This window comes from Candidatus Laterigemmans baculatus (assembly GCF_010367455.1).
Taxonomy (GTDB): domain Bacteria; phylum Planctomycetota; class Planctomycetia; order Pirellulales; family Pirellulaceae; genus Laterigemmans; species Laterigemmans baculatus.
This window is the reverse complement of record NZ_WRPR01000031.1, coordinates 22,999-43,129: the sequence shown is the minus strand read 5'-3', so window position 1 is coordinate 43,129 and position 20,131 is coordinate 22,999. Positions and strand designations below refer to the sequence as shown.

16 protein-coding genes are annotated in these 20,131 nt (G+C 65.3%); 11 read left to right on the top strand and 5 right to left on the bottom strand.

What is annotated here, in order from left to right; translation table 11 throughout:
- Positions 1-333 precede the first annotated feature (333 nt).
- On the top strand, positions 334-531 hold the full coding sequence (locus tag GNK13_RS06745; protein WP_164101743.1) for a cold-shock protein: 198 nt from the start codon (positions 334-336) through the stop codon (positions 529-531).
- 68 nt (positions 532-599) lie between these two features.
- On the opposite strand, the gene rlmKL is transcribed toward GNK13_RS06745, so the two are convergent.
- Positions 600-2,846 (bottom strand): bifunctional 23S rRNA (guanine(2069)-N(7))-methyltransferase RlmK/23S rRNA (guanine(2445)-N(2))-methyltransferase RlmL, encoded by a 2,247-nt coding sequence (rlmKL, locus tag GNK13_RS06740; RefSeq protein ID WP_164101742.1) that lies wholly within the window; start codon positions 2,844-2,846, stop codon positions 600-602.
- Positions 2,847-3,085: 239 nt separating this feature from the next.
- A complete protein-coding gene (locus GNK13_RS06735) occupies positions 3,086-3,250 on the bottom strand; it encodes a DUF1328 domain-containing protein (RefSeq protein WP_164101747.1) in 165 nt (54 codons plus the stop codon).
- A gap of 303 nt (positions 3,251-3,553) precedes the next feature.
- On the opposite strand from GNK13_RS06735, the gene GNK13_RS06730 reads away from it, so the two are divergent.
- From GNK13_RS06730 to GNK13_RS06720, 3 genes are all read left to right on the top strand, one after another.
- Positions 3,554-4,579 carry a sugar phosphate isomerase/epimerase family protein gene (locus tag GNK13_RS06730; protein WP_164101741.1) on the top strand — a complete coding sequence of 342 codons (1,026 nt, stop codon included), beginning with the start codon at positions 3,554-3,556 and terminating at the stop codon, positions 4,577-4,579.
- A gap of 261 nt (positions 4,580-4,840) precedes the next feature.
- The gene (locus GNK13_RS06725; protein WP_164101740.1) at positions 4,841-6,190 is read left to right on the top strand and encodes a hypothetical protein; all 1,350 of its coding nucleotides are present in this window, start codon (positions 4,841-4,843) and stop codon (positions 6,188-6,190) included.
- Between the two features lie 67 nt (positions 6,191-6,257).
- Positions 6,258-7,607, top strand: a complete 1,350-nt coding sequence (locus tag GNK13_RS06720) for a polysaccharide biosynthesis/export family protein (RefSeq protein ID WP_203328962.1) — start codon at positions 6,258-6,260, stop codon at positions 7,605-7,607.
- A 131-nt stretch (positions 7,608-7,738) separates the two neighbouring features.
- On the opposite strand, the gene GNK13_RS06715 is transcribed toward GNK13_RS06720, so the two are convergent.
- Entirely contained in the window at positions 7,739-10,330 is a 2,592-nt protein-coding gene (locus tag GNK13_RS06715; RefSeq protein WP_164101739.1) for a DUF11 domain-containing protein, read from the bottom strand.
- Between the two features lie 175 nt (positions 10,331-10,505).
- Between GNK13_RS06715 and GNK13_RS06710 the strand changes: the two genes are divergently transcribed.
- The 3 genes from GNK13_RS06710 (at position 10,506) to ispG (ending at position 14,466) form a co-directional block, all read left to right on the top strand.
- Positions 10,506-11,816, top strand: a complete 1,311-nt coding sequence (locus GNK13_RS06710) for a hypothetical protein (protein WP_164101738.1) — start codon at positions 10,506-10,508, stop codon at positions 11,814-11,816.
- A gap of 164 nt (positions 11,817-11,980) precedes the next feature.
- Complete coding sequence (locus GNK13_RS06705; RefSeq protein WP_164101737.1) at positions 11,981-13,237, top strand: HD-GYP domain-containing protein; 1,257 nt, start codon at positions 11,981-11,983, stop codon at positions 13,235-13,237.
- Between the two features lie 83 nt (positions 13,238-13,320).
- The gene (ispG, locus tag GNK13_RS06700) at positions 13,321-14,466 is read left to right on the top strand and encodes a (E)-4-hydroxy-3-methylbut-2-enyl-diphosphate synthase (protein WP_164101745.1); all 1,146 of its coding nucleotides are present in this window, start codon (positions 13,321-13,323) and stop codon (positions 14,464-14,466) included.
- Between the two features lie 120 nt (positions 14,467-14,586).
- Here ispG and GNK13_RS06695 read toward each other — a convergent pair whose 3' ends face one another.
- Positions 14,587-15,543, bottom strand: coding sequence for a hypothetical protein (locus GNK13_RS06695; RefSeq protein ID WP_164101736.1), 957 nt, complete (start codon positions 15,541-15,543; stop codon positions 14,587-14,589).
- Positions 15,544-15,865: 322 nt separating this feature from the next.
- Between GNK13_RS06695 and GNK13_RS06690 the strand changes: the two genes are divergently transcribed.
- From GNK13_RS06690 to GNK13_RS06675, 4 genes are read left to right on the top strand one after another with little or no spacing between them, the layout of a single operon-like run.
- Complete coding sequence (locus tag GNK13_RS06690) at positions 15,866-16,459, top strand: cytochrome c oxidase subunit 3 (protein ID WP_164101735.1); 594 nt, start codon at positions 15,866-15,868, stop codon at positions 16,457-16,459.
- A complete protein-coding gene (locus GNK13_RS06685; protein WP_164101734.1) occupies positions 16,456-17,019 on the top strand; it encodes a PH domain-containing protein in 564 nt (187 codons plus the stop codon). The genes GNK13_RS06690 and GNK13_RS06685 overlap by 4 nt, the downstream gene beginning before the upstream one ends.
- Positions 17,009-18,913: a PH domain-containing protein gene (locus tag GNK13_RS06680; protein WP_164101733.1), complete on the top strand. Its 1,905-nt coding sequence runs from the start codon at positions 17,009-17,011 to the stop codon at positions 18,911-18,913. The genes GNK13_RS06685 and GNK13_RS06680 overlap by 11 nt, the downstream gene beginning before the upstream one ends.
- Positions 18,855-19,772, top strand: a complete 918-nt coding sequence (locus tag GNK13_RS06675) for an AEC family transporter (RefSeq protein WP_235934859.1) — start codon at positions 18,855-18,857, stop codon at positions 19,770-19,772. The genes GNK13_RS06680 and GNK13_RS06675 overlap by 59 nt, the downstream gene beginning before the upstream one ends.
- Here GNK13_RS06675 and GNK13_RS06670 read toward each other — a convergent pair.
- Positions 19,769-20,122, bottom strand: a complete 354-nt coding sequence (locus GNK13_RS06670) for a response regulator (RefSeq protein WP_203545343.1) — start codon at positions 20,120-20,122, stop codon at positions 19,769-19,771. The two genes, GNK13_RS06675 and GNK13_RS06670, sit on opposite strands and share 4 nt — an antisense overlap.
- Between the last annotated feature and the right edge of the window lie 9 nt (positions 20,123-20,131).

Sequence of the window (20,131 nt, the reverse complement as noted above, 5' to 3'; positions counted from 1 at the left end):
CTACCAAGTCGTTTAACGGCAAGCCGAAGGCGACTGTGTTTTAAAAAGCAGTCGCCTTCGGCTTGCCGTTAAACGATTTTTCTGCGAGCCGTCCTGCTCCGAACCAATCCAAAGTGGCGCTGTCCAGCTAGGCTCTGTACTGACAGGGCCTAGCGGCTACGGCTCATGGGACGCCGCAAAGAAGATCCAGCGAACGAACCTCCCCCCCAAAAGTGAGAATTCGCCCCGGAATTTCGTTGACACCCGAATCGACCCCGCTAGACTTCGGCAACGAGATCACCGCCATTTGGCAAACTCTGGGTCTCGAAGAAGCATCTTTTTTGAAGCGGTACGATGGCAGAAGGCACGATCAAACGGTTGACGGACAAAGGTTTCGGTTTCATTGACACCGGAACCGCGAGCGACATGTTCTTCCACATGTCGGCCCTCGAAGGCGTCTCCTACGAAGAACTGCGGGAGGGCCAGCGGGTCTCTTACAACCCCGGGCAAGGTCCCAAGGGACCGCGAGCTGAGAACGTCCGCCCTGTCTGAGCGAACGAAGTTTAAACCACAAATTTGACGCGAAGCCGGCGAGAAATCGCCGGCTTCTTTCATGGACGTCAGTCGGCGACGATTCGCCAGCAGCGGTGGATCCGGCGGTTGCGGTAATCCGGCGGAACCGTCTGCTTACTGATCTCGTGGATCGCGCCCGCGTGAATCGCTTCGGGATCGAATTTGAAGCGGCGAAAGTTGTTCGAGAAGTAAATCACGCCGCCCGAAGACATCCGCTCGAGCAGATCGTTCAGCAATTGCACGTAGCCCGTCTGCACGTCCCAGTCCTGGTCGGTCCGCTTGCTGTTGGAAAAGGTCGGCGGATCGACGACGGCCAGATCGAACTGGGCGTCCGGATCGAGCGTGCTGAGAAACGTCGCCGCGTCGGAGCGGACGAAGCGGTGCTGCTGGCCGACGAACTTGTTCGTTTCCATGTTCCGCTGCGCCCACTCGAGGTAAGCCTTCGACCAATCCACGGTGGTCGTCTCCGCCGCCGCCCCATCGGCCGCGTAAACGGTAAAGGCCCCGGTGTAGGCGAACAGGTTCAAAAACCGCTTGCCTTTCGCTTCATCGCGGACCAGCGACCGGGTGATCCGGTGGTCGAGGAACAATCCGGTATCGACGTAGTCCGAAAGATTCACCCAGAAGCGGAGCCCTCCCTCCTGGACCAGGACCTCGTGATGCTGCTCCGCAACCCGCTGATGCTGGGTGTCGCCCCGTTGCCGTGAACGGCGTTTGAGAAACACCTGCTTCGGCGGAATCTCGACCGCTTTGGCCGCAGTGCGGGCCATCAGATCGAGCCAGTTGGCGTGCAGCGCCGGATCGCGATCGTGCGGCCGCTCGTACTCGGTGATGTGCAGATAATCCTCGTAGCGATCGACGACCAAGGGGATCTCCGGGATGTCCCGCTCGTAGAGCCGAAAGCAGGTGATGCCCTGACGCGTGGGCCACCGCCGCAAGTGCTTGCTGCGTTTGACCAGCCGGCGGTGAAACAACTCGGCTTGCTCGCGTGCCTTGGGAGTCAGTTCGCCAAAGGCTGCCGGCATCGGTTGTCGCGGAGCGCGGTCAGCGGGGTGCGGCGGAGTTGGCTGCTCGATTGGAGGCTGCTCGACTGGAGGCTGCTCGACTGGAGGCTGCTCCGTTAGTGGCTGCTCCGTTGGGGGCTGCTGAGCGGCGGGGGGCTTAGGGCCAAAGAACTGATAGAAGGTGTGCTGGACGCGACCGTGGTAGAGCTTGCGTCGCCGATCGGCGGCACGGCCGACGAGCTTCTCGAATTCGGGAAAGTCGGTCAGGAAAAAGTGCGACCAGGTGGGCAGTTTGCGAAGCACTTCGGGGATCGAGCGGTAGAGAGCTTCGGTCTCTCGCGAATTTCCCGAGGGCGGATTGGTGAGGATGCACCCGTAGCGTCGCTTGCTGGTCAGCCTCGCGAACGGGGATGGCTGGAAGTGGATCGACGCGGCGACACCGGCGAGCTCCGCGTGGTGGCGTGCTGCCTTCAGAACATGCTCGTCGATGTCCATTCCCAGGATGCGTTCGCTCAGCTCGGGCTGCTGCAAATCGTCCGCTTCCGTCCGAGCGGCTCGCCAGAGAGATTCCGGAATTTGCGGCCACCCTTCGGAGGCGAAGCTGCGGTGGCGTCCGGGAGCTAAATTGCGACCGAGGAGCGCCGCTTCGATCAGAATCGTGCCGCTGCCACAAAACGGATCGATCAGGGGTCGCCCCGGGCTCCAAAAGCTAAGCTGGACAAGGGCCGCGGCCAGCGATTCCTTCAGCGGGTGACGACTCTTCCACTGGCGGTATCCGCGGCGGTGGAGACTCGGGCCGGTCGTGTCGAGCGTCAGCAGGGCGCGGTTGTTGACCAATCCCAGATGCACTTGATAGGCCGGGCCGGTCTCCGCCAATTCGACTCCGCCATAGACGCTCTGCAAGCGGCTGACGATCGCTTTCTTGACTGCCCGCTGGCAGGCCGGGACGCTCGACAATTGGGAATGAACGCTGTGCCCGCTCACGGGAAAAGCGGCATCGGGGGCGAGCCAGCGTTCCCAGCCGCACTGACGCGTCGACTCGAACAGCGCGTCGAAGTCACTCGCCTCGAACGAGCCGACCACGACCAGCACCCGATCGGCCGACCGCAGCCACAGGTTCGCGCGGCAGATCGCGGCCGCGTCTCCCTCGAACTGCAAGTGTCCGGGAGCACCGACGCGGGCCGCGTAGCCGAGCTGTTCGAGTTCGCGGCGGACGACCGCTTCGAGCCCAAAGCCACAGGTCGCGATCAGCTCGATCGCCCCCTCTCCACCGACACCCGAAGCTACCATCGACGTTATTCGATCCGATGAGGTCGCGGCTCAACTGCCGCAATCAAAACACCGGCTGATAATAGTCGTTTTGGCCCCAGTTGTCGGCTCTTAGCCCGTCACCCTCCCTATCAGCCGCCACGCGCTAGCGTCCGGTTTCCCCAGCGTTTTTGGGGAAACCGGGGGCTAGCGCCCGGCGGCTGATTTTTTTGCGGCTGAATTTGGGCGGACTCCGTGGAGCAAGAACGCATCCGCGCTCGTTAGACCCGGGCGCGGCGGCCGAAGATCAGGCTCACCACGAACAGGATGATGAACACGATCGCCAGGAATTTGGCGATGCTTGCCGCCATGCCGCCGAGGGCTCCGAATCCGAGCGCGGTGGCAATCAGGGCGATGATGAAGAAGATCAAAGCGTAGTACAACATGTTGGATCTCATTGCTCAGAAAAGGGGGTGCGTGCCGGATGGCTCATGATTCCCCGCCGACACGCGCGGCATTGGGGAATGAAAGCATTGCGAGAGCAACTCTCGGACCAGACTCACCGACCGCCGCCTCAGCCGCGCTCGGTGGAGGCACGAAAACGGGCCTCGATTCCCCCTTGGCGGAATTTCCCCCCGTGTGCGATACTCACTCGATTCTGAGCGATCGGACACTTACAGGCGATGGATCCACGAGCTCGCGATCCGCGGGCACCTCGTCGAGCGTATTTAACATAGGAGACCGCGGACGTGTACAAAAACTTCTCCGCACCGCTGCTGGGCATCTCGGGCCGGCAGAGCGAATTGATCGAACTGGCTTTGACCTACGGCTTCCGCGGCATCGACGTCGACATGACCGACATGGTCAAGCGCAGCCAGCGGACTGACTTTGAGGACGCTTCGAAGTACCTCCGCGCGGCCGAGATCATCGTCGGCGGCTTCAACGCCGACATCAACTTGGACGCCGATGACGAGAAGTTCAAAACCCAGCTCGCCACGCTCCACCCGTTGTCCGACGTCGCTTCGCAGCTGGAAGCCAAGCGGGCGTTCCTGAATCTCCCGGCGGGGACCGACCGGATGGCCTATCCGGAGTTCTTCGATCAGGTCCGCGATCGCTTGAACCAGATCGGCGAAGTCCTGGCGGCCAAGGAGATCAAGCTCGGGGTGGCCTTCTCGGCGGCGCGCGAAGCGGCTGAAGGGAAGAAGTTCGAGTTCGTTCGCAACGTCGAAGGTTTCGTGGCGCTGCTCAAGAGCGTCTCGGCCAGCAACGTCGGGTTCGTGATCGACAGCTGGCACTGGCACGTCGGCGGCGGAACGCTCGAGCAGCTCCGTGAACTCGATCCGGCCCGCGTCGTCGCCGTCCGCTTGGCCGAGCTGCCCGGCGACGTTTCGGCAGCAGAAGCCAAAGCGGCTGACCGCGAAGTCCCCACGGTCGACGGAACGATCGACCAGGTCTCGATCGTCCGCTGGCTGGCGGCGAACACCTACAAGGGCCCGGTCGTTCCCTCGGCTTCGGCCGCCAAGGCGAAGGGGCAAACCCGCGAATCGATCGTCAACAAAGCTCAAGAAGCGATCGATGCGATCTTCCGGGCCGCCGGCCTGTCGGTCGATCCGCGTCCGATGGACTTGATCCAGACGATGTACGCCGACCTCGGGCGCGACGACGACGAAGCCCGCCCGACGCGGCCGATCCGCCAAGGCGCCACCTCCGAGGACGACGACGACAACGAAGAGGACAATGCCGACGCGGATCACGAGTCGGCCAGCTCGCGGTAAGCCGCCTGAGCTCCCCCAAGCGAAGCACGCCAACCACGCTGGAAATCCCAGCGTGGTTTTTTTATGGGCCGCCTCGCGCAGTGAACGATTTTGCGGGCTGTGCTCATTGGGGGGTGGGTCCGTGGCGGCCACGCTGCCGATCGGTCGGTTTCGATCACTGGCTGACGGCCCAGATTCCGATGGCTGAGGTTGCAACCGTCGCATGGACTGAGTGCCGATGCACCTCAGCGATCACGGCAGGCTCCTTACCCGCAATCTGTCATGGATGACCGATTCTCGACCGCCGCTCACCGAGGCAGTGCCGCCCGCCGCAGCACTTCCGGCAGCTCGCGCGTCGGCCGCACCGGCTCGCTCCGGCGGATCGCACTGGCCGCAGCGCTGGCTCTGAGCGGTTCTGCCGGAGCGCTGGCCCAAGATGCTCGCCCGCCGCTCCCCCTCGGCACGGCGAGTGGGCAGCCTTCGCGCGGTCAGCCCCAGCGTTTGCCCCCCGCTTCGCAAACGGCAGCGGCGGCTGACGCTGCCGCACCGGCGTTTCCCGACCGTCAGCAGTTGGCGCGACTGGCGAGCCGCACGATCCTCCATCGTGATTCGGGCTCGCTCCGGCAACCGCCACCCAATCCGCTGGTCGAGTCGACGACGGTGGTTCACTTGCAGCGGCAGTCGGAGCGGCTGACGCAGGAGGGTGAGCTGGCCTTCCGCCGCGGCGCGTACCGCTCGGCCCGCGAATCGATCCTCGAAGCGCTGCGCACCTCAGCCGCCGCAGCCGACCTGCAGACGGGAAGCAACGCTGCGACCGCGGCGCTCGAGCAGGCGATCACTGCGATCCGCGAGGCCGGAGATCTGGTCGGTCGCTACGGCCATGCCGGCCCCGAGGAACTGCAGCGGATGGTCCAGTCCCATCAGACGCCGGTGCTGCACGACTGCCGCTTCGACACGCTGACCCCCTTCGCGGCAGCCGACGTCTACCTCGATTATGCTCGCGAGGCGCTGACGCGTGCCGCCGCCGGTCGGCGAGAGACGGCAACGATTCTGCTGTGGCTCTCGCGGATCGAACTGGCCCACGGCGAATGCCACGGGGCGCTGGCCGAGTCGGTATCGCTGACTTGCCTTCGCGCGGCCGTCGGCGTTGACCCGAACCATCCGCTGGTGAGCAACGAACTCGGTTATCGCGCGATGCGGCTGGGGCTGCTCGAGGAAGCCCAGTGGGCACTTGAGCGAAGCCTGGAGTTGCAACCGAACGAGCCCGCGCTGCGGAATCTGATTGAAACGCATCGGCTGGCCGGCCGCACCGCGACCGCTCAGACGCTGATCGCGATGCTGCCGAGCGTCAGCGGCACGGCCCCATCGCACGGCCCCCAAATCGTTCAAGTCGAACCCAGCCAGTTCGCCGCGATTTCGCCTCCGGTCCAGCCGCCGACCAGCGGCTCCACAGCCCCCCGGCCTCCCTCGCGAGAACCGTTGGCCCCAGCCGAGAAGGCTCCGCCCGAGAACCGGCACCCGGGGGGCGCCGAGCGGAGCGGGGCGCCGCCGGCTGAGGCTCAACCAGCCGCCGATGGCACCTACAGTGTCTTAGAGCGCGTCGCCGCAGGGATGCGGAATTTGTGGAAGTGAGTACTGAGTACTGAGCGTACGGCGATAACGGATTACCGCTTTAGAGCTTTAGAGAGGTTCGGCAGCGATGCGCAGCTCATGGTTACTGGTCGCCGCGGCGGTCGCTCTGGCTTGGTGCCCCCAAACCACCACGGCCCAGCAAGCGCAGTTGGGAGTGCCCCAGCTCTCGAGAGCGGTCCCCGTTTCGCACGTCCTGCCTGCGGCGGCGGCCGTAGGAAACGCGACCCCGGCTCCCCAGTCGCCGGAGGACTTCGAATCGATCGCCCCTCCTGCCGCAGTTCCTCCCGCCCCTTTGCATGCAGCCCCTTTTCCGGCAGCCCCTTTTCCGGCAGCCATATTGCCTGCGGCCGAGCTGCCTCACGGAACTTGCGGGAACGGTTGTAGCCCCTGCCTGCAGGGTGTCGACTGTGCGTGGTCGGCGGGAGCGGAAGGCCGCTGGGAAGACATGCGGCCGATGGATTTTCAGCAGTTTGGTCCAGGCGAATACGCCGGTCCACCGCGGCTCTCCCACTTGGCCGAGTACCGACTGCGGCCGGGCGACCAGTTGCAGCTGATCTATCTGCTCACCCGGCGGCAGATCAACGGCTCGTACCGCCTGATGGTAGGCGACGAGGTGCTGATCGAGTCGGTCGCCGACGAGGAGTTAACGCGGGGCACCTTTGAAAACGGGCTGAGGATTCAGCCCGACGGGACCATCACCGTGCGGCTGCTCGGCCAAGTCCACGCGGCTGGTCTGACGATCACGCAGCTCCGCGAGCTGCTCGAAGAACGCTACACGCGGTTCTACCCCGAACCGGCGGTCGACGTGACGCCGATCCGGACCAACACGTTGGCCGAGGATATTCGCAACGCGGTCGGTGGAGCGAGCGGTCTGACGCAGCAAGCGATCACTGTCACGGTCACTCCCGACGGCACGATCCGCCTGCCGGTGATCGGCTCGGTCCGAGTGCAGGGGCTTTCGCTCGACGAGGTCAAACGCGAAATCAACTTGGCTTACAACGAGCGCGTCGTGGGAATCGAGGTCGAGCCGATCCTCACCGAGCAAGCCCCGCATTACGTGTACGTGATCGGCGAGGTCGGCGTCCCCTCACGGATCGAGCTCGACGGTCCCACCACGGTCACCGCCGGGATCGCTTCGGCCGGCGGCTGGCTGCCGGGAGCCAACCTCCGGCAAGTGGTGATTTTCCGCCGCGCTGAAGACTGGCGGATCGTTTCCACGATGCTCGACCTCCGCGGGGCACTGCTCGGCAAACGCCCCACGCCGTCGGACGAAATTTGGCTTCGCGACGGCGACGTGGTGGTCGTTCCGCCAGCCCCGATTCGGCTGTTCGACAACTTCGTCCGGCAAGTCTTCACCGAAGGGGTCTACGGCATCGTGCCCTTCGGTGGCGTCAGCATCTCGCTCGGCGACGAGTAAACCCTGAGCCGACGGCGCTAGCCGCGGGTTCTGCGGCGGAAATACAAGGCTGCGAGGCCCGAGGCTAGCGCCTACGGCTCAAGAAGGCCGAACGGCACCCTCCCGGGGGGAGGGCAAGGTGGAAGACCACTCTACCGGTCGGAGTAGACCGTCGTGCTCTCTTCCTTGGTGACCGGCTTGGGGGATTGGTTGCTCGTCAGCGACGCTTGGATCACGTGCGTATCGGCACTCGCTCCACGGACCCGCACGCGGAAGACTTGTTCTCCCTTGGCATCGATCCGCGCGATGGGCTGGAACACGACCAATCCCCGGCCGTCGGTCCCGGCTTGCGGATCGGCGCTGATCAGCTCCATCCCAGCCGGCAGCTGGACTTTCAGCTGAACGTTCCCATCGTCGCGGGAGCCGGTGTTCTGGACCCGGATCTCGTAGGTCGTCTCGGTCCCCGTCTCGATCGGATCCTGATCATCGGCGATCGAGAAACTGAGCTCGGCGAGCGTTTCGATCGCCAGCTCTTTCGCGCTCGCCGCAGCGATCCCCAGGTCGGCTTTGGCTTCGAGACGAACGTTGTGCTTGCCCGCTTCGACCGGCAGCAGGGTCAGCGGAACTTCGCCCCTCTGACCGGCCGGCAATTCCGCCAAACTCCAAAAGACGGCGTGCTGGTTGGGGTCGTATTGGCCTTCGAATTCGGTGCTGACGAACTTCAGTCCCCGGTCGAGATAGGCCACGATGTCGACTTCCGATGCGTTGGCGGTTCCCGAGTTGGCGACTTGCACGTTGTAGGTCGTCTGGCGTTCCAAGTACCGCAGCGAGGGACCATCGAGCGCGACTTCGAGCGCCGGCGAAACGACCTCGATGTCGACCGTGCTCTCGGCCACGACTCCATCTTCGCCGACCAGCCGAATCGCGTTCTGCAGCATGCCTGGCGCCGTCGCTCGCAAGCGGAGAATCTGGCGGCGGACGTCGCCCGGGGGCATTGCCCCGATCAAGTTGTCTAGCTGACGTCCCATCGGATGCTCCAGCCCTTCGGGAAGATCCGCCTGCAGCATCACGCCCGAGGCCGTCCCGCTGCCCACGTTCGACAGCTCGACTTCGATCTCCACCTGCTGACCGATCAGCACCTCTTCCGGCGCCCGCTGCACGAGCTTCAGCTGCGGACGGGTGGCGATCGTGCGAACCGAGGCGGCCGCTTCGAACGTGACCCGAGCCACACTTCCCAGCTCTCCTTCGACCTCCGGAATCAACCGCATCGTCACCGTTCGCTCACCTCCCGGCTCCAGGTCGCCGATCTGCCAGCACAGCAGCCCGTCGACTTCAGCCGCCTGGGGAACGACCTCCACCAACTGCATGCCCTGCGGGACCGAATCGAAGACGCGGACGTCGAGCGCAGCGACCGTGCCGACGTTCTTGACTTGGATCACAAAATCCGACGGCCTGCCGACGCGGACTTCTTCCGGCGCCCGTTTGTGGATCACGACGCTCGGCGTTTGAGCTCCCTCGAGCCGCCGTTCCCCCGGCTCGGCCAACACTTCACTCGGGCTGACCGTCTGCAGCGCCGCGGCTCCCGAAGCCGCCGCCATGCTCGAAGCGGCACCAGAAGGCTGCGACATCCGCGGCTGAGCAGTGACCGCGGGAGGTGTGACCGCGGGAGGTGTGATCGTCTGGGGTGCAGCCGACGAATTGAAGGCCGACGAATTCGGGGCCGACGCGGTTGCGGGAGTGGCCGCAGGGTCTGCCGGCCCGGCGGCAGCGGGCTCCTCGGGCAGAGGGTTTGCAGATTCGGTGTCGAGGGCTTGAGCGTCGGCCGGAAGGGGCTCGAGCGGCTGGGGCATCTGCAGCGGCGAGCCCGCCGGACCGCTCTCGATCTCGCCGATCGTCACGCCACTGGCGGCTTCATTGCCAGCTTCAGCGTCCAGCGAACCGCCGTCCAGAGCCTCGTCGCCGCTGCCGTCGAACGTCATCGTGGGCATCTGCAGCGTGGCAGGAGGGGCCGCTGCGGCAGGGCCCATGGCTGCGTCAGGGGCCAACGCCTCGGGGGCCAACTCCTCGGGGGCCAGTTCCTCGGGGGCCGACGCTTCCGCTTGCGCTTCGGCGGCTAGCGGTTCCTCGGTGATCGGTTCCTCGGTGATCGGTTCGGCAGCAAATTGCTCGGCGGTGGAGGGGCCGGCTTGGCTCGCCGGAGCGGCGGGAGCGAGCGGTTGCGGGAAGGCGAAATCGCTGGCCGGACCTGACGCGGCGGGCTCATCATGCGCCGCCAACTGGACGCCACCAGGGCCTACGGCAGCCGCGTCGGGGCCAGCTGACGCCACTTCACTGCCCCTGTCCCTTGCACTGCCCATGCCCATTGCACTGCCCATGTCCATTTCACTGGCAGCGGCGGGCGTGACTCCTGCCGCGGGGGCCGGTTCGTCGAGCGGACCGAAATTAAATCCGTTCGAGGGACCATCGGCAGCCGGGTCGCTGCCGCGATCGTTGCCACGGACCAGCAGTTCGGCATCGGCGGCACTCGCTTCGGCCAGTTGCGGCGTTTGAAGATCGACCGGAGCGGCCGCGTTCTCCAGTTGGAGCGGAGTCGGAGGTTCGATCGCGGCCGGGACGGGCGCATCGTCCCAGGGCTCTTCGACGACGCTCTGCGAGCTGCGTTGGGCCTGGAAGATCCCCAAGCAACCGAGCGTGATCACGGCCAAACCAGCGGCCAAGCGAATACCAAAGCGATTCATCTTCATCGCGTCCTTTCGATGCTTTCGTCGGGTCCCTCCCCGGGGGCCAATCCAGGCCCGCTGCCGCATCTTTAGCAAAACTTCGAAAAAACGGAAATAGAAATTGGAGACAAACCAAGCCGCCGCAGGCAACGTAAAATCAAGCCCAGGCATTGTCAGAATACTGCTCGAGTGGGTTCCCTTGAATTTTCATCCTCCGCCCAATGCTGCAGACGATTCCGGGCCCGATCGGCAGCCTCCACAGCGGCACTCCGGCGAAGGAGCCGCGGGATTGGCGGTCGCCCCGGCAGGGGGAGCCGCGAGGCTTGAAGGGATCATCGTCGGCCACTGGCGATCGGTACGGCTGCTGATCGGCTGGAGCTGGCCAGCGCTGGTGGTCGTGGTCCTCGGCGGTGCGTGGTGGCTGCGGGGGCGGCCTGGGGACGGGGATCTGCCGAATCTCGCTGTGCTGCTGTTGCTCGCCGCCGGTGTGGGCTCATTGGTCCAAGCCGGGCTGTGGATCATGATCAGCCGGCGACTGCACCGTCGCCCCGAGCAGTTGACGCTGACGGCCATCGGCTACCGGGGCGTGTCGGCGATCGCACTGCGGTTGAAGGACCCACGGGCGGGGGCTTCGCAGCGGGCGGGGACTTTGCAGCGGGCGGGGGCTTCGCAGCGGGCGGGGGCTTCGCCGGTGCTGGTCGGAAGCCCGCGGTTAGCCTTGGCGGCTGGACCGACGCTCGCGATCCTGGTCGCAGGGCTGCTTGCGGCCGCAGCCGCTCTGCTGCTGGCCCCCGAGGACGCTCCACGGACTTTCTGGGGATCGGCCCACTTGTCGGGAGACGGTGGGCTCGGCTCGGCCTTCCGCGTCGCTGCCTGGGTGTGGCTGACACAGGCGACGCTGACGGGACTCCCGCTTCCCGGCACCGCCGGACGCCAGATCCTCTGCGGCCTCGTGGAGCAGTGGCACACGCTGCGGCCGAGCGATCGCGCTCCGTCCGCTACCGTCCAGCCGCAAATCGTCCAGCGGCAAGTCGATCGCTTGCAGGGAGTTGTGGCGGTTCTGTTGGCCGCCGTTGCCGCTTGGCAATGGCAACAGGAGACCGGCGGGGCGGCGGCGGGTGGGGCGTTCTGGCCGGTGGGATTCTTTTTGCCCCTTTGGCCGATTCTGATCGCGCTCTCGATCCTGGTTTGGTCCGGTCGCGGCCGGGTGCTCGGGAGCAGCTCGCCTGCTTCCCTCCCAGCTTCCCCTCTCCCAGCTTCCCCTTCCCAGGCGACTCGTTCATCGGGAGCGGATGCGAAGCGGAAGCGCCGGCGACTTTCCTGGTGGGGCCGGTGGCGGATCCGCCGCGTGCAGCGGGCCGAGCGGGAAGAAGCGGTCGATGCGATGCGGCTCGACGCGGTTCTCGAGCGGCTCCACCGCGAGGGCTATGGGTCGCTCTCGATGGCGGAGCGGACGATTTTGCGACGGGTCAGTCAGCGGTTGCGGGAAAGCCGCGACAAGTTTTCGTGAATCGTGTCCCCGCACATCCCGCACAACTGCCAGAGCTTGACCTCGGCTACCGGGAATTTTGGTTCGAAAGAGGTATCTCACGGACCGTTTTGAGAGCGGGAGGGGAAGTCGCGGCGTAGTTTTTGGGCAGCGCTCTTTCCCCGACTCTTCCAGGAACGTGCACCGTGACATCTCTGCAGGCCCTCAACTTCGCATCCCATGCCCATGCAGGGGCGGTCTCTCCGGACTTGATCTTCGCTCAGCCGGCGGTTTACGAGGCCGCGCCCCTGATCCAGCAGATGGAAGCGGAGATCGACCAGCTGAGCGGTCAATTGGCGCAGACCTTCGAAGAGCTGAACCTGATTCACAACCTCGCCTGCAATCTCGACTCGGTGGGCGATCGCAACACCCTGTGCCGCGACACCCTGCGGAAGCTGGCGGTCTGCCTTCCGGTGGAAACCGTGGCAATCGTCTGGCTCGAGCAAAACAGCCGGGTCGGCTCGGCAGTTGATGTGGTCCAAGCCGGCGAACCGATGGACGGCGCGCTGCTGCGGCGAATCGCTGAAGAGCTGGGCAGCGAGGAAGCCGTGGTGGCCAACTACGCCCTCCGTTCGGCTCCCGAGATCGACCGAGCAATCTCGGTGAGGCTCGAGGGGGGGCTACGTAGCAGCAGCCGAATGCTGGCGATCGGCTCGCCGAGTGGAGCCGAGTTGGGAACGATCGAAGTTCAATTGATGCAGTCGGTCGCGAGCATTCTGCAGGCCCACTTGGCGATCGACGACCAGTTCGCCGAGATGCGGAGCATGTTTGCCGGGACGGTGCTCTCGCTGGTTTCAGCCGTCGACGCCAAGGATCCCTACACCTGCGGCCACAGCAACCGCGTCTCCCAGCTAGCCGAAATGCTGGCCGACGATCTCGGCTATGACACCCACGCCCGCGAAACGGTGCGGATGGCGGGACTGCTGCACGACATCGGCAAGATTGGCGTTCCCGACGCGATCCTTGGAAAACCGGGGCGGCTGACCGACGAGGAGTTCGATCAGATGAAAAAACACCCCGTGCTCGGCTATGGAATCCTCCATGGAATCCGTCAGTTCGAGCCGATTCTCCCGGGGGTCCGCCATCACCACGAGTCGTGGGACGGCCGCGGCTATCCCGACGGCTTGGCCGGCGAGGAAATTCCGCACATGGCTCGGATCCTCGCCGTCGCCGATGCGTTTGACGCCATGTCCAGCGACCGGCCCTACCGCACGGGGATGCCGCTCGCGAGGGTCGAAAAAATCTTTCGCGAAGGCCGCGGCCAGCAGTGGGACGCCGAAGTCGTCGATTGTTTGCTGAACGATCGGGAACGGATGGAGCAATTTATTCAGCAACGCGACTCTTTAGGAACGCAGCTCCCATCGTTCGATCTCTGGTCGGGCCATAGAATAGGAAGCAAGTAACGGACGGCCCAGCTTCGGAGGAACTGCAGGTGCGTGGCGGTAGCGAAACGAACATCAGCAACACGAACAACAGCAACACAAACATCCGGCGGAATCCCACCCGCACGGTCGCCATCGGCGGGATCACCGTCGGCGGCGGGCACCCGATCGCCGTGCAGAGCATGACGGCGACCAAGACTCAGGATGTCGCCGCGACCGCCGAGCAAGCCGAAGCGCTCCGCGAGGCGGGGGCGGGCGTCGTGCGGATCGCCGTCGATAGCGAGAAAGATGCGGCGGCCTTGGCGGAAATTCGCCAGCGGACCACGGCCAATCTGGCGGTCGACTTGCAAGAGAACTTTCGGCTCGCGGCCCTGGTCGCCCCCCACGTCGACAAGATCCGCTACAACCCGGGGCATCTCTACCACCACCAGAAGGATCGGCCGTGGCAGGATAAGGTGCGGTTCATCGTCCAGTGTGCCGTGGACCATGACTGCGCGATCCGCATCGGGGTGAACTGCGGAAGCGTCGATCCGGCCAAGAAAGAAAAATACGACCCGAGCGATTCGATCACGCCGATGCTCGAGAGCGCCCTGGAGCACTGCGAGTTCCTCGACTCGCTGGGGTTCCACCGCTACGTCGTCTCGCTCAAGGACAGCGATCCACGGAAGGTCGTTGAAGTCAACCGCCGCTTCGCCGCCGAGCGGCCCGACGTCCCGCTCCACTTGGGCGTCACCGAAGCGGGGCTGCCTCCCGAAGGGATTATCAAAACCCGGGTGGCGTTCGAGCAATTGATCAGCCAAGGGATTGGCGACACGCTGCGCGTCTCGCTGACCGTCCCCAACCCCCGCAAACCCGAAGAGATCGCCGCCGGCCGCGAGATTCTCGAAGACATCGCCGCTGGCCGCGTGCGGAGCGTCGTGCGTTTCCAGCCCGACAAGCTGAACATCATCAGCTGTCCGAGCTGCTCGCGGGTCGAAAACGAGGCCTTCGTCGACTTGGCAGCGAACGTCAAAGAGATGGCCGACTACGCCCGCGACCACGCGATCACGATCGCCGTGATGGGCTGCCGCGTGAACGGCCCAGGCGAGACCGACGACGCCGACCTCGGCCTGTGGTGCGGCCCCAATCGGGTCAACCTCAAACGGGGCACCGAAGTCGTCGGGAGCTTCACCTACGACGAGATCCTCCCCCAGCTGCGGCAAGAGCTCGACCGCCTGATCGCCGCTCGCCCCTCCGCCGCTACGCCGTAGAAAAGTGCATGCATCAGCCGCCGGGCTAGCCCGGATTATTCATCAGCCGCCGGGCGCTAGCCCCCGGTTCCCGAAAACGCCGCGACAACCGGACGCTAGCGCGTGGCGGCTGATGCTGCTTTAGAGCGAGCGGCTGAAGATCGTTCCGCGGTGGTCGAGCGTGAAGCCCGCTTGCTCGAGCAGCGCGGTCGAGGCGGTATCGGCGGCGTCAACGGTGGCTTCGATGCGGGTGATCCGTTCGCCGATCAGTTGACCGATGGCGGTGGCCAACACAAACCGCAGCTCGGGAGCGGGACCAGCCGACGCATTGGCAGGGCTCGGCGTCGCCGGCAGCGTGGTCCAGCGGATGAGCAGCGCGATTCCGCTGGTGACGATCAGCATCTCCGGGTCCCCGAGCATCAGATCGACCTCGGCGATGCTCTCTCCGCTCCGCCGGTGGGCGACGAACCGGTGGAGCTGCAGATGGCTGAGCGAGGCGGCCAAGCGGAACGGGAGGTCGGTGACTTCCTGGCGATGCTCGACCGTGACCGATCGCCGCAGCGTGAGCAGTTCGCGGTCGTAGGCCGGGCGGTAGGTCGTCGTGTTGAGCAGGAAGTTGAGCAGCTGCCGCGAGGGGGTGAACCCGGCCTGCTTGGCCCACCGAGCGACCGCCGCGTCGCATTCGGGGATTCCGCCGCCGAGCCCATGCACCGCCGCCCCCGCGTAACCGGTCCAGTCGTCGGGAGCCTGGCCGAGCGCGATCGTTTTGGCTCCGTCGGCCGCGGCCGCTTCGGTCGCCGCTTGGAGGAGTCGCTCGGCAACTTCCTCGCGGCGGCTCCCCGCCGGGACCGCCAAGTTCGCGACGACCGCTTTGTCCGGAGTCTCCGCGGCGAACATCCAGTGCACGAAACCGAGCGCCGCCTTTCCTTCGCGAGCAATCAGCAGCTGCCGCGAATCGAAAAAGGGTCGGCTGAGCACCGCCACTTCGAGGGTCAGCGGTGACAGATCCGCTGACAGCTGCAGCTCCGCGCGGTGGGCATTCCACAGGCGGCAGACGGCGGGGACATCGATATTCTGGAACGGTCGGATGGAAATCACGCGTTCCGACTCTGCAGGTAAGCTGGTAGAGGAACTGTCATACTCGCAAATCCACGCTCTCGAAATGCGATTCGCTTGCCGGCCGTCCTCGACGGATGCTTTGCGACGGTCGAGAATCATGGCATAGAGCTGCGAGGTTTACCACCTGAGCCGTTTTCGGGGGCTGCCCGCATGCGGTTTTTCTCATAGTCGCCTTTCGCTCCGCGAAAGTAACGGAGCATTGTCGCCTTTCGCTCCGCGAAAGCAGCGAAGACTGCGCTACTTTCGCGGAGCGAAAGGCGACGATGGTTCTTTGGTTCCTTGGATTTCACCAGCGTTCGCCATGACGACTCGGCCGCTCGCACTCGCCTCGGATCGCCGCGCCCAGCAGGGAGGCTTGCTGTTTCTCACGTCGCTGCTGATGTTTTTCCTCGGCAGCATCCTGATCTACGTCCTGTATGCAGTGGCCCGGCGTGGAGAACCGCAGACGCTCGAGCCGCTGCCGGCGACGTTCCTACTCAGCACCGCCTTGTTGCTCGCGATCAGCGGCGTGCTGCACGTGGCGACGCGGGCGGTGCGTCGCGAACAGCGGCGGCGGTTGGTGCTCCTGCTCGCCGGTTCCGTCGTCGCCGCATTGGCGTTCATGGCGCTGCAAATGTTCGCGATGTGGGAGATGATGAGCAAACCCGAGTTCACAGCGACGCCGCACAAAGGGGTCTTTGGGATGGTGATCGTGCTGGCCGTGCTGCACGGCTTGCACGTGGCCGGAGGCGTCATCGCGCTGGCTCTGGTGGCCTCCCGTGCGGCGATCGGCCGCTACGACCACGAACGCTACTGGGCAATCGATTTTTCCGCCATGTACTGGCATTTTCTCGACGCGATCTGGCTCTGCATGCTGGTCGCATTCTGGGTCACCACCGGCGGAGTTCAGCTTTGAGCCATGAAGCGAGCGGAGAAGGGAGTAGGGAAGGGAGCGGGGAACCGAGCGGGGTCCCGCGCGAGGAGGCCGACCGCTGGCAGCAAGTGGCCCCGCAATCGGTGACGGCGGAGCGAATTGCCGGTTGGATCTTCGCCGCCGTGGTGCTCGTCGCCGGCGCGGTCGCGATCCTTAGCTTCCTGCTGCTCAGCTCGCCGAGCCCGGTGTTGCTGGGGCTGGTGCTCGCAGCTTACGGCCTCCTCGCCGCCGTTCTCATATGGGCCGCACATTGGCACCCCGCGCTCAACTACCGCCACACGTTCTACCAACTCAGCGATGCCGGGTTTGAAATCCGCCGCGGAATCCTCTGGCGGCGGCGGATTACCGTCCCGCATGCCCGCGTCCAGCACACCGACGTGGCTCAAGGGCCGCTCGAACGCTCGTTCGACATTGGCAAACTCATCGTCTACACCGCAGGGACGCAGAACGCTTCGGTCGAACTCGGCGGGCTCGCGTTCACCACCGCCTGCGAGCTCCGCGATGCCCTGATCGGCCGGCGCGAGGCGAGCGATGGCGTCTGATGAGCCCAGCGGCGCGGCCGAGGAGAAGCCGCGACCCGAGCCGCCCAAAATCCAGCTACCCGAAACCGAGCCGATCTTCGTCGCCCGGCTCGTCGAGGCCGAAGGCGTCGAGGCCCAACTCGTCGATGCCCAGCTCGTCGACGCCCTGCAGGCGCCGCAGTGGCTGCACCCGAGCAGCATTCTGTTCGAATTGCTCTCGACGCTCCGCCAGTTTGTGGTCGCTGCGCTGCTGGCGGTGTTCATGGCCAGCTCGGGCAATCGCTACGCGCTGTTCATCGCCACGGCCGGGGTCGCGATGACCGCCGCCCGGGCGCTGCTGCGTTTTTTGACCCTCCGGTACCAGTTGCTCGGCGGCGAGTTGCGAATCAGCGACGGGTTGCTGTTTCGCCGCCACCGCACGGTCCCGGCCGCCCGGATCCAAAACATCGACTTGCTGCAGAACCCTCTGCACCATGCGTTTGGCGTCGCGGAAGTCCGCGTCGAAACGGCCGGCGGCAGCGACCTCGAGGCCAAGCTCCGCGTCCTCTCGCTGGCCGACGTCGCGCGGCTGCGGGCCGCCATCTTTGCCGCCGCTCCCCACGCGGCTCCCCACGCGGCTCCCCACGCGGCTCCCCACGCGGCTGCGGAGGGCCCGTCGCTGAGTGGGGGCCCGTCGCTGAGTGGGGGCCAGCCTGCCGGTGGATCGGACCTACCGGCTGCACCTCGCGCAGCGGCTCAGGACGCACACCAGCCGTCGAGTCCTGCGGCCGCGGAGCCAGCTGCAGCGCGTCGCGGGGCGGTGGCCGCTTCGCCCGAGTGGAGCTATCGCATCGGCAGCCGGCGGTTGATTTTGGCGGGGTTGCTTTCCAATCGCGGGTTGCTCCTGATTCCGCTGCTGATCGGGGTGATCTTCCAGTTCGATCTGGAGCGGCAGATTGATTTTCAGCAAGTCGAGCAGTGGTTGCCGCGGGGGCTGTCGGTCGCCGAGACGACGGTCGTGACGATCTCGGCGGCTGTGGCGGTGCTGGTTCTGCTGCGGATGGCCTCGGCGGGTTGGTTTGTGTTCCGCTTTCACGCTTATTCCCTGCAGCGGTACGGCGAAGATCTGCGGATCTCCTGCGGCTTGTTCACGCGGGTTTCGGCGACCGTCCCGCGGCACCGGATTCAGTTCATCAGCGTCCAGCAGACGCTGCTGGGGCGGATTTTTGGGCTGGCAACGATTCGGATCGAGACGGCCAGCGGCGGCGGCACGAAGGAAGAAGATGCCGCCGAGACGGTCGCTCGGCGATGGTTCGTGCCGGTCCTTAAGCTCTCCGATGCGGAGACGATTCTGCCGGAGCTCCGCGAGGGCTTGGTCTATCAGCCAGCGGCGATTTGCTGGCGTTCGACCGCGCCGCGGGCCGTGCGGCGGCTCGGCGGCGTCGCGGTGCTGCGGGCCCTGGTGATCGGCTGCGTGGGAGCGGCGCTGAGTTGGCCGTGGGGCGGTCTGGTGGGGCTGGCGGTCCTTCCGGCACTGCTGCTGTTCGCAGTGCGTTACGCCCGCTCGCTCGAGTATGCCCGCAGCGGGCCGATGGTTTTCTTTCGCAGCGGGATGGTCAGTCGCAAAACCAGCCTTACCTTTTTCGACAAAGTGCAAACGGTCGCGGTCCTCCAGTCCCCTTTCGACCGTCGCTGGGAGATGGCTACGCTGCAGGTCGATACGGCCGCGGCGGGCCCCGCCCAGCATCGCATCGAGATGCATTATTTACCGGCGGCCGTGGCCCACGCCGAAGCCACAAGCATCGCGCTCCACGCCTCTCAGACTCCCGACGCTCTCCATGTCCGACCTGTGGCCCATTACCTCTCGAGTTCTCGGCGTGTTCCTCGTGATGGTCGTCGGGGCGCTGGGGCGGCGGCTGAACTGGTTGACCAATGAGTCGGACAAATCGCTCGCCAACCTGACGGCGAACGTGTTGATTCCGGCATTCTTCTTCTCTCGGATCGTCGCCAGCGACCAGTTTGATTCGTTCGCCGAGAGCTGGCTGCCGCCGACGGTCGGGTTCCTCTCGACCTGTGGCGGTTTTGCGGTGGCCGGGTTGGTCGCTTGGGGGCTGGGGCCATGGATCGGGCTCCGCGACCCGGCGAGCCAACGGGCCTTTGCGCTCTGCGTCGGGATCTGCAACTATGGCTACATCCCGTTTCCGCTGGCCGAGTATTTCTACCCCGAAGCGGTGGTCACCTTGATGCTCCACAACGTGGGCGTCGACGTCGCCCTCTGGAGCGTCGGCGTGATGATCGTTTCCGGTCACTTCACCAAGCAGTGGACGCGGGCGGTGCTCTCTCCACCGCTGCTGGCCGTCGTCCTCGCGATTCTGATTCGCCAGTTCGGTTGGGCCGACGAGGTCCCTGGTCCGGTGATGCAGTTGACCGATTCGCTCGGCCAGTGCGCGATCCCGCTCGGGCTGGTGCTCAGCGGCGCGATCATCCTCGACTACGTGCGGCTGGTGCGGTGGGGAGAGAACCTCAGCACCATCGTGGCCGCCGTGGCGCTGCGGCAGCTGCTGATCCCCGCGGCGCTGATGGCCTTCGCCCTCTTCGCGGCAATCCCCGTCGATTTGCAGCAAGTCGTGCTGCTGCAGGCGGCGATGCCCGCGGCGACCTTCCCGATCGTCCTGGTGCTGCTCTACAACCAGGACACCGGCACCGCGCTCCGCGCCGTGCTCGGGACGTCGTTGACCGGAATCCTCACGATCCCCGTGTGGCTGGTGGTCGGCAAACAGCTGCTCGGGTTTTAGCTAGACAGCTTGGGATGTTCGAGCAGTTGCCGGAGCGTATCGACGTCGACCGGCTTGATCAGATGCTCGTCGAAGCCGGCTTCTTTCGACCGCTGCCGATCTTCCTCTTGCCCGAAGCCGGTCAGGGCGGCGAGCAGGGTATCGGCGAAGTGGGCTCGCTTCCGCAGCTCGGTGGCGACGGCCAACCCGTCCATCCGCGGCAAGCCGATGTCGAGCAGGACGAGGTTGGGTTTGAATTCCTCGGCCTTTTCCAGCGTGCTCGGCCCATCGTGGGCCGTTTCCACTTCGTGCGGCCCGAGCCGCTTCAGAAGCATCGCCAGCATCTTTGCCGCGCCGACGTTATCGTCCACGACCAAAAT